At 49.0% G+C, this 16722-nt stretch carries 17 protein-coding genes and 1 pseudogene; 16 read left to right on the top strand and 2 right to left on the bottom strand.

Annotated elements, in window-relative coordinates:
• Positions 1 to 10 precede the first annotated feature (10 nt).
• Positions 11 to 706: pseudogene (locus tag L1D47_RS00690) on the bottom strand (sulfotransferase).
• 237 nt (positions 707 to 943) lie between these two features.
• On the opposite strand from L1D47_RS00690, the gene L1D47_RS00685 reads away from it, so the two are divergent.
• Positions 944 to 1585, top strand: a complete 642-nt coding sequence (locus L1D47_RS00685; RefSeq protein ID WP_239853827.1) for a LysE family translocator — start codon at positions 944 to 946, stop codon at positions 1583 to 1585.
• Positions 1586 to 1594: 9 nt separating this feature from the next.
• Here L1D47_RS00685 and L1D47_RS00680 read toward each other — a convergent pair whose 3' ends face one another.
• Entirely contained in the window at positions 1595 to 2572 is a 978-nt protein-coding gene (locus tag L1D47_RS00680) for a nucleoside hydrolase (protein ID WP_239882167.1), read from the bottom strand.
• A gap of 203 nt (positions 2573 to 2775) precedes the next feature.
• Between L1D47_RS00680 and ubiG the strand changes: the two genes are divergently transcribed.
• The 15 genes from ubiG (at position 2776) to L1D47_RS00605 (ending at position 16401) form a co-directional block, all read left to right on the top strand.
• A complete protein-coding gene (gene ubiG / locus L1D47_RS00675; RefSeq protein ID WP_239882166.1) occupies positions 2776 to 3570 on the top strand; it encodes a bifunctional 2-polyprenyl-6-hydroxyphenol methylase/3-demethylubiquinol 3-O-methyltransferase UbiG in 795 nt (264 codons plus the stop codon).
• A gap of 224 nt (positions 3571 to 3794) precedes the next feature.
• On the top strand, positions 3795 to 4235 hold the full coding sequence (mioC, locus tag L1D47_RS00670; protein WP_239882165.1) for an FMN-binding protein MioC: 441 nt from the start codon (positions 3795 to 3797) through the stop codon (positions 4233 to 4235).
• 479 nt (positions 4236 to 4714) lie between these two features.
• Complete coding sequence (gene mnmG, locus L1D47_RS00665; protein ID WP_239882164.1) at positions 4715 to 6604, top strand: tRNA uridine-5-carboxymethylaminomethyl(34) synthesis enzyme MnmG; 1890 nt, start codon at positions 4715 to 4717, stop codon at positions 6602 to 6604.
• Positions 6605 to 6706: 102 nt separating this feature from the next.
• Positions 6707 to 7330 (top strand): 16S rRNA (guanine(527)-N(7))-methyltransferase RsmG, encoded by a 624-nt coding sequence (gene rsmG, locus L1D47_RS00660; RefSeq protein ID WP_239882163.1) that lies wholly within the window; start codon positions 6707 to 6709, stop codon positions 7328 to 7330.
• 259 nt (positions 7331 to 7589) lie between these two features.
• The gene (locus L1D47_RS00655) at positions 7590 to 8378 is read left to right on the top strand and encodes a ParA family protein (RefSeq protein ID WP_041509601.1); all 789 of its coding nucleotides are present in this window, start codon (positions 7590 to 7592) and stop codon (positions 8376 to 8378) included.
• A gap of 10 nt (positions 8379 to 8388) precedes the next feature.
• Positions 8389 to 9267, top strand: coding sequence for a ParB/RepB/Spo0J family partition protein (locus tag L1D47_RS00650; protein ID WP_239882162.1), 879 nt, complete (start codon positions 8389 to 8391; stop codon positions 9265 to 9267).
• 225 nt (positions 9268 to 9492) lie between these two features.
• A complete protein-coding gene (locus tag L1D47_RS00645) occupies positions 9493 to 9876 on the top strand; it encodes an ATP synthase subunit I (protein ID WP_011867642.1) in 384 nt (127 codons plus the stop codon).
• A gap of 12 nt (positions 9877 to 9888) precedes the next feature.
• The gene (atpB, locus tag L1D47_RS00640) at positions 9889 to 10683 is read left to right on the top strand and encodes a F0F1 ATP synthase subunit A (RefSeq protein WP_144202236.1); all 795 of its coding nucleotides are present in this window, start codon (positions 9889 to 9891) and stop codon (positions 10681 to 10683) included.
• A gap of 70 nt (positions 10684 to 10753) precedes the next feature.
• Positions 10754 to 11005 (top strand): F0F1 ATP synthase subunit C, encoded by a 252-nt coding sequence (gene atpE / locus L1D47_RS00635; RefSeq protein WP_011639455.1) that lies wholly within the window; start codon positions 10754 to 10756, stop codon positions 11003 to 11005.
• 37 nt (positions 11006 to 11042) lie between these two features.
• Entirely contained in the window at positions 11043 to 11513 is a 471-nt protein-coding gene (gene atpF / locus L1D47_RS00630) for a F0F1 ATP synthase subunit B (RefSeq protein WP_041509599.1), read from the top strand.
• A gap of 14 nt (positions 11514 to 11527) precedes the next feature.
• Positions 11528 to 12061, top strand: a complete 534-nt coding sequence (gene atpH / locus L1D47_RS00625; protein WP_041509598.1) for a F0F1 ATP synthase subunit delta — start codon at positions 11528 to 11530, stop codon at positions 12059 to 12061.
• A 14-nt stretch (positions 12062 to 12075) separates the two neighbouring features.
• A complete protein-coding gene (gene atpA / locus L1D47_RS00620; protein ID WP_041509597.1) occupies positions 12076 to 13617 on the top strand; it encodes a F0F1 ATP synthase subunit alpha in 1542 nt (513 codons plus the stop codon).
• A 49-nt stretch (positions 13618 to 13666) separates the two neighbouring features.
• Positions 13667 to 14527, top strand: a complete 861-nt coding sequence (gene atpG, locus L1D47_RS00615; RefSeq protein WP_041509596.1) for a F0F1 ATP synthase subunit gamma — start codon at positions 13667 to 13669, stop codon at positions 14525 to 14527.
• Positions 14528 to 14562: 35 nt separating this feature from the next.
• Positions 14563 to 15939 carry a F0F1 ATP synthase subunit beta gene (gene atpD / locus L1D47_RS00610; RefSeq protein ID WP_041509595.1) on the top strand — a complete coding sequence of 459 codons (1377 nt, stop codon included), beginning with the start codon at positions 14563 to 14565 and terminating at the stop codon, positions 15937 to 15939.
• 33 nt (positions 15940 to 15972) lie between these two features.
• Positions 15973 to 16401: a F0F1 ATP synthase subunit epsilon gene (locus L1D47_RS00605; RefSeq protein WP_011867635.1), complete on the top strand. Its 429-nt coding sequence runs from the start codon at positions 15973 to 15975 to the stop codon at positions 16399 to 16401.
• The last annotated feature ends 321 nt before the right edge of the window (positions 16402 to 16722 follow it).

The following is a 16722-nucleotide window of genomic DNA, read 5'->3' as shown; positions in this document are numbered from 1 at the left end:
CTGATACAGTTTAGATTTTGTAATTGAAATACTTACGATTTTCTGGCCCAGCCAGGTTACTGCTTATCTTTAGCTCGTGCTTATATTCATCCCAGCTGGCCACATTGCGGCCCCTATTAAGATGGGGAAACGCTTGCTGATGGCTGACAACCAGGGGATCGACACCGATGAAGTTGGCTAATTGCGACAAACTCTGGGGCTGATCCAGCTGCAGGCTCAAAAACTGCTGCGTCATCGTCTGACTTTGATGAAAATAATCAAATACCTACTGCTTATGCGCCAGATAACAAGTCTTTAAATGCTCGGCATCCATGGGATTCGCCGCTCGATAGATGTCAAAGGTATGGCCAAAACTGCGCTTGAGCAGCGGGTGAAAACGCCCTCGTCTCTCATCCAAATGCACCAGCATTCGGCCGAGTAGCATCTGCATCGAAGGTACCCAGGCATCTAGTGGCCGATCCAGATAAACAAATCTGGCGTCAGGATAGAGACGATGCAACTGATGATAATCGCTGAAACAGGGGGCATCGGAAATCGCGTCGGCGAGCATGACAGCCTGCTTGGTAAATGCCTGATGCGCTACCTTGAGTCCCATCTCTAGCATGGCAACACTGACGCTGGTGGTGCCGGTACGTGGCAATCCTATGATGAAGGTTTTACTCGCAGGTCTTACTTGACGATCCGTCGATGTAGGCTGGTAATTCATAGAGATGGCTCGGGAGAAATAGCTCGGGACAAATAGCTCGTGAGAAATAGGGGGCAGTATAATGAAAAGAGCTGAGCAGGAAAACAGGCGCTAGCGACCATAGACAGTACCTCTCAAGCGTAAAGCTTAGCTGCCAACGAGATAGCGGCTTTAACTAACAGATCACTGTTAATCTAACACCAACCCTGTACAATCCGCGCCTTGTTTGACCCTAGACGGCATATTTGTACACCCACCATGATAGATCTGGCACTACTCCCCCTCTACTTAACCACGGTAATCGCCCTACTCTTGATCCCCGGGCCCGACATGCTACTGATCGCCAGCTCGAGTCTCAGCTATGGTAAAAAGGTGGGCGTCTATGCCAGCTTCGGTAATGCCACCTCGGGATTGATCTTGACCCTGTTGGCGGCATTAGGTGTCTCTGCGCTGATCGCACTCAACCCGGTAGCACTCGAAGTGTTAAGGATCGCCGGCGGCCTCTACTTACTGAAGATGGGCTGGGACTGCATGCGCGCCGCCCCGAGCCAGGCACCAGAAATTGCAGGGCAGAATAAATTAGCCAGACAGCTCTACCGCCGCGCGGTGATCAGCAACCTGTTAAACCCCAAGGCGCTGATCTTCTTTGTGTTGTTTTTACCTCAGTTTGTCTCCAGCCAACTGACTGCCAGCTCGGCGGAGCAGATGCTGGCCCTGGGATTGCTGCTCAACATCATGGGACTCAGCTTCAACCTCTTGCTGGTGGCCCTGGTTGGCAGCTTAGGCAAGAATCTGCTTAACAATGAAAAGTTCAGAGCCAATCAGAACAAGTTCATGGGGCTCATCTTCTTCGTCCTGGCCATCTGGCTACTGGCCTCACAGCTACAGAGCATAGGCTAGGCAGCCCTGTTACACCGAGACCCGCTTACCATAATCCACTAGGGTGTCCCAATAGAGGGCGAGTAATCGCTTGTCCTCCACTGCCACCCCGATGCGCTGAGACGGCTTGTCCTGCCACTCATCGTGGGGATACGGGCGGCCATCAAATTTCTGTATGGTATGGCCTTCGGCCGGCCCATCTGTGACCACACGAACCGGGCCCTCTCGCAGGGTAAATAGACTCTTGTCGATCACATAGGCGATGGCCGATGGATCATGCACATGGCAGCCTTCCAGCCCCAACTTCTGGGAATAAAACTTGAGGTAGAAGCGGCTAATCTTCCAGATAAACTCACCCGGCTCCCCGGCCGCACCGCGCAGTTCATCGAGATATTGGCGGGTAAAGAAACTCTGCTGCGTCACATCCAGACCTATGATGGTCGTTGGCCAACGCGCCGTGAAGACCAGATCCGCCGCATGGGGATCGTCATGGATATTGGCCTCGGCATAGGGCGTCACGTTGCCTCTGTGGCCGTTGACACCGAAGGCACCGCCCATCACCACCACCTCTTTCACCAGATCCACTATATCCGGCGCCGCCTTGAGGGCGAGGGCCAAATTGGTCAGCGGCCCGACAGCCACCAGGGTGATCTCGCCGGGCTGAGATCGCACGCTATCTATGATGTATTGATAGGCGGGTCTTGGATCGGCCTTAAGATCTTCTATCTTAGGCGCATGAAAGTCACCAAATCCCGTCTCACCATGGACTATGGTTGTCGCCCCGACCGGTGGCCGCTCAAGGGGTTTGTCTGCGCCTTTAACCACATCGGCCTTAAGCGAATATTTCTTTTTTAAAAACAGCGCATTTGCCGTGGCATTTTCGATTGTCGCGTTACCATAGACACAGGTAATCGCCTCGAGGGAGATATCGGGATGCGCCTCGGCAAACAAGATGGCCATGGCATCGTCTATGCCAGGATCTGTATCTAAAATAATTTTCTGTACCATGATCTTCACTTCCTTGAACAGACGTATAAAGTGACACAAGCTTAGCCTGCTCCTGGACAAACTAACGTGATCCAGCTTTTAGCTCATCAAAGTCACCGGGAGCATCACCTATAATGCAGTGATAAACAGCGGTTCTCCTGTTTTTGACTAGATGCTTAGACTCGAGTAGCCGCCTTTATCGCCACAGACTAAGGCATTAGCCCATGTTAGACAAAAGCCAACTGAGCCGCTTCAAGACCAAGATAGACAGCCAAACGGAGATCGCCAAGTTCGATGCCCTGGCGAAGGAGTGGCGCGATCCCCAAGGTAAATTTAAGCATGTGCTCGGCTTTAACCAGACACGCCTCACGGCCATAGAAGATCAAATAGCCAGCCACTTTAACCGCGATCTCACCCAGGACATCCCCTTCGATGGGCTCTCGCTTTTAGATATCGGCTGCGGCGTCGGCCTCTTGTGTGAACCCTTAGCCAGCCAGGGCGCCCAGGTAACAGGAATAGATGCCAGCGAACACAACATCACCCTGGCCCGTCGCCACGCCAACAGCTGGTCAATTCCCATAGATTATCGCCACTGCTTAGCCGACGATCTGCCAGGGGATCAGCCTCAATATGATGTGATCTTAAATACCGAGGTGATTGAACATGTGGAGGATCAGGCCGCGCTGGTGGCCACCTGTTGCCATCTGTTAAAACCAGGCGGTCTCTTAGTGATGGCGACCCTTAATCGCACCCTGAGATCCTATATCATTGGCATAGTGGGCGCCGAGTACATCATGCGCTACCTGCCCATAGGCACACACGACTGGCACCATTTCGTTACTCCGAAGGAGTTAGACGAGATGCTCACTCCCCACGGACTGTCGACTAAGGCAGTCGAGGGAATGGTCTTTAATCCCTTCACCCGCCGCTGGAAGCTGTCCGGCAATTCGGCGGTCAACTATCTACTCTACGCCAGCAAGCCCCCTTCAGGGCATAAGCGCTTTCAGCTCGCGAAATAAGCGATGCAGAGAAGACCGCTAGCAATAATTGGCTTATGATGGCTGCAATCCGCAACTGACAGCATTAGCTGTCTGGTTAGTGTCTGTTTATCTGTCTGGTTTATCTTGCTCAATCAAGGTGCATCTTGCGCGAGGCGAGAGCCATGAAACATAGTAGCACTATGTGAATAGCAAACAAGCAGGTCAACAGGAAATAAGTTAACCATTTGAATTTAGGAAATATAATGGCAAAAATTGAACTTATTGTCGGCACCACTCTGGGAAGCGCAGAGTATGTCGCCGACGAGTTAGCCGCCCAATTGGAAGATCAGGGCCACGAAACCCAGGTACATCTAAAGGCAGAACTGAGCGATCTGGATCCCAAGAGCCTGTGGTTGATCGTCTCATCGACACATGGCGCTGGCGATCTACCCGACAATATCCAGCCATTTTTCGATGAGATCGACAGCAAAAAACCGGATCTGAGCCGAACCAAATACGCCTTATGCGCCATCGGCGACTCGAGTTACGACACCTTTTGTCAGGGCCCGGAGAAACTGATTGAAGCGATGGAAAATTGCGGTGCACAAGTCTATGTGGATAAGATCCAGATCGATGTGCAATACGATCCCATTCCCGAAGAGCCCGCCCAGGCATGGTTGAGCAGCTGGCAAGATAAACTTTAGATCCCCTCCCCCTTAATCAAAGCGATCTCACCCACAGATTAGATCTACCTTATCCACAAATTGCGATCTTAAATGATAAATATGTGGATAAGGTATTATTTTGATCTGATCTAACTCTGCATTATTCAACCCCTATCGACGAGTAAGATCGGCATTGTGGATAAGTAGGGGATCTACCCACAAGCTTATTTCATTTAGATCGCGATCAGATCACAGGATCGAATGCCTGTTATCTATTGATTTTAAATGATAAATAGACTTACCCACAGAAGATCGCGATCCTAATAGTAAACATAATAAAAGATCTATATAAAGATCTTAAGATCTATAAGCCAGATCCTTTGGCGATCGAAAGGCCTAAATTGATCTTTCACCTATGGCTTTCCAGATGCTAAAATACTCGGCTACTCGATGAGTAACTCTGTCCGATCTCGGGGCAGTATCATTTTTATTTTCGATATAGGTTTTAAGGTAATCTGATGCATTTTCATGAGCGGTTTGATGTAATTGTTGTTGGCGGTGGTCATGCAGGAACCGAAGCAGCATTGGCATCTGCTAGGATGGGATCCAAGACATTATTGTTAACCCATAATATCGATACCTTAGGCCAGATGTCCTGTAACCCGGCGATTGGTGGTATTGGTAAGGGTCACCTTGTTAAGGAGATCGATGCCTTAGGTGGCGCCATGGCCACTGCAACCGATCATGCCGGTATTCAATTTCGTACCTTAAACTCGAGTAAAGGCCCTGCGGTGCGTGCAACCCGTGCCCAGGCGGATCGCGCCCTCTATCGCGCCAAGATCCAACAGATCCTGCAAAACCAGCCTAATTTACGCCTGTTCCAACAATCGGTAGACGATCTAATCGTTGAGAATGATCGTGTTATCGGGGTCGTTACTCAGATGGGACTCGCCTTCGAGGCGCCTGCTATCGTACTGACTGCGGGAACCTTTTTGAGCGGTAAGATCCATATTGGTCTCGAAAATTACAGTGGTGGCCGTGCTGGCGATCCACCGTCGATCTCTCTTGCCGATCGTCTACGTGAATTACCGATTCGTGTTGGTCGCCTGAAGACAGGTACCCCACCGCGTATTGATGCCAACACGATTAATTTCGATCTCATGACTGAGCAGAAAGGTGACGATCCTTTACCTGTGATGTCTTTTATCGGTGACGTTAAGGATCATCCAAGGCAGATCTCCTGTTTTATTACCCATACCAATGAGCGCACCCATGAGATCATTCGTGGCGGCTTGGACAGAAGCCCTATGTATTCAGGGGTGATCGAAGGGATTGGCCCGCGCTACTGCCCTTCTATCGAAGATAAGATCAACCGTTTCGCCGATAAGAGTTCGCATCAGATCTTTATCGAACCTGAAGGCTTGAACACCAACGAGATCTACCCTAACGGGATCTCCACCAGCCTGCCTTTCGATGTACAGCTGAATCTGGTGCGCTCAATTCAGGGGATGGAAAACGCCGAGATCATTCGTCCGGGTTACGCCATCGAATATGATTATTTCGATCCGAGAGATCTGAAAAACTCTTTAGAAACCAAAGCGATTTCAGGTTTATTCTTCGCCGGTCAAATCAACGGTACCACGGGCTACGAAGAGGCCGGTGCCCAAGGTCTGTTGGCGGGCATGAACGCCTCATTGCAGGTACAGGGCAAAGAAGCCTGGTGTCCGCGTCGTGACGAGGCCTATCTCGGGGTATTGGTTGACGATCTGTCGACCCTAGGCACCAAAGAGCCTTACCGTATGTTCACCAGCCGCGCCGAATACCGTTTGTTGCTGCGTGAAGACAATGCCGACCTGCGCCTCACTGAGAAAGGCCGCGAGTTAGGACTGGTGGATGACGATCGCTGGGCCAAGTTCAATGCCAAACGTGAGTCAATTGAGCTCGAGTTACAGCGTCTGCGTAACCAGTGGATCCATCCTAATTCGCCACTGGTCGATGCGCTTAACCCGCATCTTAAGACGCCAATCACCCGCGAAGCTACCTTTGAGGAACTGCTGCGCAGACCCGAGCTGGATTACCCCAAGCTGATGAGTGTAGAGGGTTTCGGGCCGGCCATCGAAGATCAACGCGCCGCCGAGCAGGTGCAGATCCAGGTGAAATACTCGGGTTACATTCAGCGTCAGCAAGACGAGATCGACAAGGCGATTCGCCACGAGAAGACCGGACTGCCACAAGATCTCGACTATCAAGAGGTACCAGGTCTCTCCAACGAGGTGATCGCCAAGCTTAACGATCATAAGCCAGATACCGTGGGTCAGGCCTCGCGTATCTCTGGGGTCACGCCGGCGGCTATCTCGATCCTCTTAGTTCACCTGAAGAAACGTGGCCTGCTCAGAAAGAGCGCCTAAACCACTAAAAAATCTATTTTGATGACCGGGATGGGAGGTCTAACACTTCCCATCCCTGCGACTCGGCTTCATAATATCCCATTGTTTATCGAGGATACCCCAGTGTTAGCAGCCCAATTAGACAGCTATCTTGCCGACATGCAGATGACGGCTACTCCTAAGCAGAAGCAGCAATTGCTTGATTTTGTTGCCATGCTTGCCAAGTGGAACAAGGCCTACAACCTGACATCTGTACGGGATCCCGAGCAGATGTTGATCCGTCATGTCATGGACAGCCTGGCGGCCAGCCCTCATCTGGTAGGTGAGCGATTCATCGATGTGGGAACCGGGCCTGGCCTTCCTGGGATCCCGCTGGCCATCATGAATCCAGATAAAGAGTTTGTGTTGCTCGACAGCCTGGGCAAGCGGATTCGTTTTCAAAAACAGGTTCAATTTGAGCTGGCGATAGGTAATATTAGTTCGGTCGAGAGCCGGGTCGAAGCCTATCAACCCGAAGAGAAGTTTGATGGCGTGCTCAGTCGCGCCTTTGCGTCGATTCAGGACATGTTGCAGTGGTGCCACCATCTGCCAAAGCCCACAGGCTGTTTTTACGCCTTGAAGGGGCAATTGAGCGATGAAGAGATGGCGAACATGCCCGAAGGATTCGCGCTGACAGATGTCTTCGAACTGCGCGTACCTCGCCTCGACGAACAGCGCCACCTGCTACGGGTGGTCAAAGCGGCTTAGTCCCCTGGGTTAAGAGTTGCATTATTTAACCAGTTCAAGCAATTTGATGGAGCGTTTTATACCAATCACAGTAAGTATTTGCTCAGAAATAGCGCAGGAAAAACGCTTGAGAACAAAGCAAGATTTTTAGATAAGTAGTTATTCTACAATTAAAAATATTAATGTAGTTATCGAGTGTTTTAACAAGCTAGAATGATCAATTATTTATTACGATTGGTATTACTATCTAATCGACGAACGTGATAGACAGGATGATATTGTGGGTAAAGTGATAGCCGTGGCCAACCAGAAAGGTGGCGTCGGAAAAACAACAACTTGTGTGAACTTAGCGGCCTCTCTGGCTGCCACCAAGCGAAAAGTGTTGCTTATCGATCTTGATCCTCAAGGTAATGCGACTATGGGGAGTGGTGTCGATAAGTACAGTGTCGAAAACACGGCCTATGAACTCTTGGTCGAGGAAAAGTCGGTGGACGAGGTGGTCTATCGCGACACCGCCGGCAAATACGATCTGATCGCCGGCAATGGTGATGTGACCGCGGCCGAGATCAAGTTGATGGAGTTCTTTGCCCGGGAGATCCGCCTGCGTAACGCCCTGGCTCCGGTCAAAGATTACTATGATTTTATCTTCATCGATTGCCCGCCTTCGCTGAACATGCTGACGGTTAACGCTATGTCGGCTGCCGATTCGGTGTTAGTGCCTATGCAGTGTGAATATTATGCGCTGGAGGGATTGACGGCCCTGATGGATACCATCAGCAAGCTGGCGGCCATGGTGAATCCTGGGCTTTCCATCGAAGGGATTCTGCGTACCATGTACGATCCCCGTAACCGACTCGCTAACGACGTGTCGGATCAGTTAAAACAGCATTTTGGCGATAAAGTTTATCGTACAGTGATCCCGCGTAACGTGAGGCTAGCCGAGGCGCCAAGCTTTGGTGCGCCCGCGATGTATTACGATAAGTCCAGCGCCGGTGCCAAGGCATATCTGGCGTTGGCAGGCGAGATCATTAGACGCGCTGAGCAGCATACTCAGTTAGAGCAAGCTTAAGGAACAACAGATGACACCCAAGAAACGTGGTCTAGGCAAAGGATTAGACGCACTGTTAAGCACTAGCCATGCGGCGGCAAAACAGGCCCCGAATCAAGAGGCCGAGCCGAGCAACAATGAAGAGCTTAAGATGATTGCTCTGGATCTGTTGCAGCCAGGCAAGTATCAGCCCCGTAAGGATATGTCGCCCGAAGCGCTTGAGGAGCTGGCAGAGTCGATCAAGACCCAGGGGATCATTCAACCTATCGTGGTGCGCAAGGTGTCGGACCAGGGATATGAGATCATTGCCGGTGAGCGTCGTTGGCGTGCGTCGCAATTGGCCAAGCTCGACAAGGTTCCCTGCATCGTCAAACAGGTACCGGACGAGGCCGCCGGTGTTATCGCTTTAATCGAGAACATTCAGCGTGAAGATCTCAACGCGATGGAAGAGGCTATTGCGCTTGAGCGTCTGATCAAAGAGTTCGATCTGACTCATCAACAAACCGCCGATGCCGTGGGTAAGTCGCGTACGACTGTATCAAATCTTTTACGTTTGAATGGCTTAGAAGAGCCTGTTAAGCGTATGCTCGAGTACGGTGACATCGATATGGGTCATGCCCGAGCCCTGCTCGCATTACCTGGAGATGAGCAAACCAACCTGGCCAGAGCCGTGATAGCCAAAGAACTAACTGTTCGTGAAACTGAACGATTAGTGAATAAAACCTTAAATCCACCTGAAATTGTCGATAAACCCGCAAAAGATCAGGATGTCACCCGCCTGGAGAGCCAATTAATTGAAAAATTAGGGGCAAAAGTTTCCATTAGCCATAACAAAAAAGGCAAGGGCAAAATGGTAATTAACTATCAAAATTTGGCTGAATTGGATGGTATTATTGAGAAAATCCGTTAATTAGCCCAAGTTAACGTAATATTATGTAACTTTGTGACATCTGTTAATCTTTCACTTTTAGACTTTTGGCGTAGATCACGTTAAAAGTCCCTATTTTTACTTACCTTGAACTTGCTTTGAATGTGCGAAAAGGTATACTTTCGCAAGCTTTTTGTACCTCTAAGATGGCCTGATAATTTGTCGTCCGGTCATAGAAACAAAAAGTAAGAATGCGGAGAAGATGAATTGAGCAAGGTTTTAGCACGTCGTGGCCGGTGGTCTGCCTATAAATTGGTGTTGATGCAGGCGGCGGTGGCTGGGGGTGTTTCGATTGTCTTTTTCGCCGTGTGGGGAGCTCAGTACGGACTGTCTGCGTTAGCAGGTGGCGCCATTGCTGTACTCCCTAATTTTGTATTCGCGACCCTCGCTTTTTCCCATACGGGAGCAAGTTCAGCAGGAAAAGTAATGAAAACTTTTTACTGGGGGGAAGCGGTAAAGTTGCTGTTAACCATAGCAATGTTTTCGCTGGTGTTTATCAATCTAAAAGTGGTCTTTATGCCGCTTTTTGTTTGTTATATCTCGGCGCTAATAGTGCATTGGACAGCTCCTTTATACTTCAAGCAAAGTTAAGTGGGATGAATCATGGCTGCAACTGGTGAAGCGTTAACACCGCAGGGCTATATCCAGCACCACCTTACCAACTTACACGTTGGTGAAGGCTTCTGGACATGGCACATTGATTCGTTGTTCTTTTCGGTTGGGCTTGGTGTTCTATTCTTGTGGCTATTCCGCAGCGTTGGCAAGAAGGCAACGACAGGTGTTCCCGGTAAGCTTCAATGCTTTATCGAGATGATCGTTGAATTCGTCGATGGCAGCGTGAAGGAAACCTTCCATGGCCGCAATCCTGTTATTGCTCCGTTGGCACTAACGATTTTTGTGTGGGTATTCATGATGAACTTCATGGATATGATTCCAGTTGACTGGATTCCTGAGCTGGCAGCTGCTGCCGGTATCCCATACATGAAAGTGGTTCCAACGACCGACCTAAACATCACCTTCAGCTTAGCTATCGGTGTGTTTGTGCTGATTATCTACTACAGCATCAAGGTCAAGGGCGTTTCAGGCTTTGTTAAAGAACTGACATTACAGCCTTTTAACCATAAGGCAATGATACCCGTCAACCTCCTATTAGAGTCGGTTACCCTCATCGCTAAGCCTATTTCATTGGCATTGCGTCTGTTTGGTAACTTGTACGCAGGTGAGTTGATCTTCATCCTTATTGCGCTGATGTATGGTGCTAACTTGGCGTTATCTGCCCTAGGTGTGACTCTACAACTAGGTTGGTTAATCTTCCATATTTTGGTTATCACTCTGCAGGCGTTTATCTTCATGATGTTGACGATCGTGTATCTCAGCATGGCACATGAAGATCATTAAGGGTTGCTGAAGAAATTTTTTTTAAGCTAAATCACAAACTAACTAAAGATTTAGAATATTGGAGATAGAGATGGAAACTGTATTAGGCATGACAGCTATCGCTGTTGCTCTACTGATTGGTATGGGTGCTCTAGGTACCGCTATCGGTTTCGGCCTACTAGGTGGCAAGTTCTTGGAAGGCGCTGCGCGTCAACCAGAAATGGCTCCTATGCTACAAGTTAAGATGTTCATTGTTGCTGGTCTATTGGATGCGGTAACCATGATCGGTGTAGGTATTGCACTATTTATGCTGTTTACTAACCCACTGGGTGCAATGCTGTAATCAACGCTTCTGTCTTTAATCTAAATAGGAGGCTGTTGTGAATATCAACGCTACCCTAATCGGTCAGACGGTTGCCTTTATTATCTTCGTGTGGTTCTGCATGAAGTTTGTTTGGCCCCCTTTGATGAATGCCATCGAAGAGCGCCAAAAAAGGATCGCCGACGGTCTAGCTGATGCTGATCGTGCTGTAAAAGACCTAGAGTTGGCACAGGCGAAAGCCACTGACCAACTAAAAGAAGCTAAGGCAACTGCTAACGAGATCATTGAGCAAGCTAATAAGCGTAAAGCTCAGATTGTCGATGAGGCCAAAGCCGAAGCAGACGCTGAGCGTGCGAAAATCATCGCTCAGGGTAAAGCAGAAATTGAAGCTGAACGTAATCGCGTGAAAGAAGACCTGCGTAAGCAAGTCGCTGCTCTGGCTATCGCCGGTGCAGAGAAGATCCTTGAGCGTTCGATTGATGAAGCCGCCCACAGTGACATAGTTAACAAACTAGTTGCTGAAATTTGATTAGGGAGTGAGTTATGGCTGAATTAAGCACCATCGCTCGTCCTTACGCAAAGGCAGCATTTGACTATGCTATTGAGAAAAATGCAGTAGAAAGCTGGGCACAAATGCTTAGCTTTGCCGCTCAAGTCAGTGAAAACGAGACGATGAAGCCGCTGCTGTCTGGTGCTCTCGCGAGCAGCCAGCTTGCCGACCTTTTCATTAAGGTATGTGGTGAGCAGATCAATGAGCAAGGTCAAAATCTGATAAAGGTAATGGCTGAAAACGGTCGTTTGGAAGTACTTCCTGCTGTATATGAACTCTTTCATGAGTTCAGCAACGAGTGGGCGAAAGAGGTTGAAGCAACTGTTGTTTCTGCCACTGAGCTTAGCGCAGAGCAACAGCAACAAATTAGTGCTTCTCTAGAAAAACGTCTCACACGCAAAGTTAAGCTGAATTGCAGCGTAGATGCCAGCCTGGTGGCTGGTGTAATCATCACGGCAGGTGACCTAGTCATAGATGGCTCGGTCAGCGGTAAACTAAACCGTCTGTCTGATAAGCTGCAGTCGTAATTGGGAGTTTGAGCATGCAACTGAATTCCACTGAAATCAGCGATCTGATTAAACAGCGGATCGAGCAGTTCGAAGTCGTTAGTGAAGCTCGCAACGAAGGTACTATCGTTGCAGTAAGCGACGGCATTATTCGCGTTCACGGCCTTGCCGATGTAATGCAAGGTGAGATGATCGAACTGCCTGGTAACCGTTATGCGATCGCGTTGAACTTAGAACGTGATTCTGTCGGTGCCGTAGTTATGGGTCCTTATGCCGATCTGGCAGAAGGCCAAAAAGTTAAGACAACTGGTCGTATCTTGGAAGTGCCTGTTGGCCGTGGTCTACTAGGCCGCGTTGTTAACACTCTGGGCCAACCAATCGACGGTAAAGGACCTATCGACAACGATGGTTTCTCTCCTGTTGAAGTGATCGCACCAGGCGTTATTGAACGTAAGTCGGTTGATCAGCCAGTACAAACTGGTTATAAAGCCGTTGACTCTATGATCCCAATCGGTCGTGGTCAGCGTGAGCTGGTCATCGGTGACCGTCAGACTGGTAAGACAGCACTGGCGATCGATGCCATCATCAACCAAAAAGATTCAGGCATTAAGTGTGTATACGTAGCGGTAGGCCAAAAGGCTTCTACTATCGCTAACGTGGTACGCAAACTTGAAGAACACGGCGCACTGGCTAACACAGTGGTTGTTGTGGCTACAGCTTCTGAAGCTGCGGCGCTACAATACCTGGCTCCGTACTCAGGTTGTTCAATGGGTGAATACTTCCGTGATCGTGGTGAAGATGCGCTGATTGTATATGATGATCTTTCTAAGCAAGCTGTTGCTTACCGTCAGATCTCATTGCTACTGAAGCGTCCACCAGGACGTGAAGCATACCCAGGTGATGTTTTCTATCTTCACTCTCGTCTACTTGAACGTGCTTCACGCGTTAACGCTGAGTACGTTGAGAAGTTCACTAATGGCGAAGTTAAGGGCAAAACTGGCTCTTTGACTGCACTGCCTATTATTGAAACTCAAGCGGGTGACGTATCTGCATTCGTACCGACCAACGTAATTTCGATTACCGATGGTCAGATCTTCCTTGAAACTGACCTATTCAACTCAGGCCTACGTCCTGCGGTTAACCCAGGTATCTCGGTTTCTCGTGTTGGTGGTGCGGCTCAGACTAAGATCATCAAGAAACTGTCAGGCGGTATCCGTACTGCACTTGCACAGTATCGAGAGCTTGCAGCGTTCTCTCAGTTTGCATCTGACCTTGACGATGCAACTCGTGCTCAGCTTGAGCATGGTGAGCGTGTTACCGAACTCATGAAGCAGAAGCAATACGCGCCAATGAGCGTAGCCGACCAGTCTGTGTCTATTTTCGCAGCTGAAAAAGGTTACCTAAAAGGCGTTGAGCTGAACAAGATCGGTGATTTCGAAGCTTCTTTGCTCTCTTACATGAACAGCGAGCATGCTGACCTAATGAAGACTATCAACGAGACTGGCGACTACAACGCCGACATCGAAGGTGGTTTGAAGGCTGGCCTCGACAAGTTCGTAGAAACCCAAACCTGGTAAAGACACGGAGGTGTCTTAAGGCACCTCAGGTCCAGATTGGAGAGTAAAGATGGCCGGCGCTAAAGAGATTAAAACCAAGATCGCGAGTGTTCAGAACACTCAGAAGATCACATCCGCAATGGAGATGGTTGCAGCCAGCAAAATGCGCAAGGCGCAGGAACGCATGGCAGCGAGCCGTCCATACGCGGAAAATATGCGTAAGGTGATCGGTCACGTGGCGCAGGGTTCTCTCGAATATAAGCATCCATATTTGGAAGTGAGAGAAGCCAAGCGAGTTGGTTACATTGTTGTGTCAACCGACCGTGGTCTTTGTGGTGGTCTTAACGTCAACCTATTTAAGAAGGTTGTCGCGGACGTGAAGAAGCAGCGTGAAGCCGGAGCGGAAGTTGAATTCTGCCCAATCGGTGCACGCAGCGTACAATTCTTCAACAGCTTTGGCGGAAAAGTGTCTGCTCACACGTCAGGACTCGGCGATGCTCCTAAGCTCGCTGACCTGATCGGAACAGTACGCGTAATGCTAAAAGCATACAACGAAGGCACGCTAGACCGTCTGTATGTGGTATTCAACAAGTTTGTGAACACCATGAGCCAGACGCCTGTGATCGAACAGCTGCTACCTTTGCCTAAGTCAGAAGATGATGAGATTGCTCATCACTGGGACTACCTATACGAGCCAGATCCAAAAGAACTTTTGGAAACCTTATTGGTTCGTTATGTGGAGTCGCAAGTGTATCAAGGTGTTGTTGAAAACATCGCATCAGAGCAGGCAGCCCGTATGGTTGCTATGAAGGCTGCGACAGACAACGCTGGTGAACTTATCGATGACTTGCAGTTGGTCTACAACAAGGCCCGTCAGGCTGCGATTACGCAGGAACTGTCGGAAATTGTTTCTGGTGCCGCTGCGGTTTAGGCTGGGTAACGAATACAAGTTTTAGAGGATTAATCATGAGCACAGGTACTGTTGTCCAAGTAATTGGCGCGGTTGTGGACGTTGAGTTTCCACATGATGCCGTACCTCAGGTCTATGACGCTCTAGAGATCAAAAGTGAAGGCTTGGTGCTGGAAGTTCAGCAGCAGCTTGGTGGTGGTGTAGTTCGTACCATCGCTATGGGTTCTTCTGATGGTCTGCGTCGTGGTATCGAGGTAGTAAACACAGGTTCACCTATTACTGTTCCGGTTGGGAGTGCAACTCTTGGCCGTATCATGAACGTACTAGGTCAGCCAGTTGATGAAGCGGGTGAAATCGGTGAAGAAGAGCGTTATGAAATTCACCGTGAAGCGCCTTCATATGAAGATCAATCAAACACCACTGAACTTTTAGAAACTGGTATCAAGGTAATCGACCTTGTATGTCCGTTTGCTAAGGGTGGTAAAGTAGGTCTGTTTGGTGGTGCGGGTGTTGGTAAGACAGTTAACATGATGGAACTGATCAACAACATCGCTAAAGCACACTCTGGTTTGTCAGTATTCGCCGGTGTAGGTGAGCGTACTCGTGAGGGTAACGACTTCTACTACGAGATGGAAGAATCTGGCGTACTCGACAAAGTGGCCATGGTTTATGGTCAGATGAACGAGCCTCCAGGAAACCGTCTTCGCGTGGCACTGACCGGTCTGACTATGGCTGAGAAGTTCCGTGACGAAGGTAAAGACGTACTATTGTTCGTCGATAACATCTATCGTTACACCTTGGCGGGTACAGAAGTATCTGCACTGCTAGGCCGTATGCCATCAGCGGTAGGTTACCAGCCAACACTGGCTGAAGAGATGGGTGTTCTTCAGGAGCGTATTACCTCTACCAAGACAGGGTCTATTACCTCTGTTCAGGCGGTATACGTACCTGCGGATGACTTGACGGATCCGTCACCAGCAACAACCTTCGCTCACTTGGATGCGACCGTTGTATTGTCACGTAACATTGCTTCTCTGGGTATCTACCCAGCGGTTGACCCACTGGATTCGACTTCACGTCAGCTAGATCCACAGGTTGTTGGCCAAGAGCACTATGACGTAGCAAGTGGTGTACAGAACGTACTACAGCGCTATAAAGAGCTGAAAGACATCATCGCGATTCTGGGTATGGACGAACTATCTGATGAAGATAAGACTACCGTTGCCCGTGCGCGTAAGATTGAAAAATATCTTTCTCAGCCATTCTTCGTAGCAGAAGTATTCACCGGTTCTCCAGGTAAGTACGTTTCCCTTAAAGACACTATCCGTGGCTTTAAAGGTCTATTGGAAGGTGAGTTCGACCACATTCCAGAGCAAGCGTTCTACATGGCAGGTTCAATCGACGAAGTTATCGAGCGAGCTAACAAAAAATAATCAGGCATTAGCTTGATATTTTAAGGAGAACGGATGGCAGCCATGACAGTACAACTTGATATTGTAAGCGCAGAAAGCAGCATCTTTTCGGGTCTAGTAGCACACCTACAAGTCTCAGGTGCTGAGGGTGATTTAGGCGTTATGCCTGGCCACGCGCCTCTGCTTACGCATATCAAACCTGGCATGGCGCGCATCGTCAAGCAAGATGGTAAAGAGGAAGTGTTTTACCTTTCGGGTGGTATCCTGGAAGTACAACCTTTCTCAGTATCCGTATTGGCTGACGTAGTATTGCGTGCCGAAGAGATTGATGAGCAGGCAGCCGTAGAAGCCAAGCGTCGTGCAGAAGCCCATATGGCTAACGCTGGCGCAGACTTTAACTATGCCGCTGCAGCGATTGAATTAGCTCAGGCTATCGCTCAATTGCGCGTTGTAGAGACCATCAAGAAGAACATTGCCAGATAAGGTTATTGTTTGATGATAAAAGGCGGAAACCGCGAGGTGACCGCCTTTTTTGTATCTGTTTTTCTTCCCCAAACTTTCTATTTGCTTCCTTTACGTGATCGGGCCAGACGTTTCGTATTGATTGCAATGATAGGCTGATGCTCCTGTTTTTATACCAATCACAGTAAGCATGTGATCAGAAATAGCGCAGGAAAAACGCTTGAGAACAAAGCAAGATTTTTAGATAAGTAGTTATTCTACAATTAAAAATATTAATGCAGTTATCGAGCGTTTTAACAAGCTAGAATGATCAATTATTTATTACGATTGGTATTACTGGGG

Origin of the sequence: Shewanella sp. Isolate7 (assembly GCF_022398425.1) — a bacterium.
GTDB lineage: Bacteria > Pseudomonadota > Gammaproteobacteria > Enterobacterales > Shewanellaceae > Shewanella.
The sequence above is the reverse complement of the archived record's forward strand: the minus strand, read 5'-3'. Positions and strand labels throughout refer to the sequence as shown.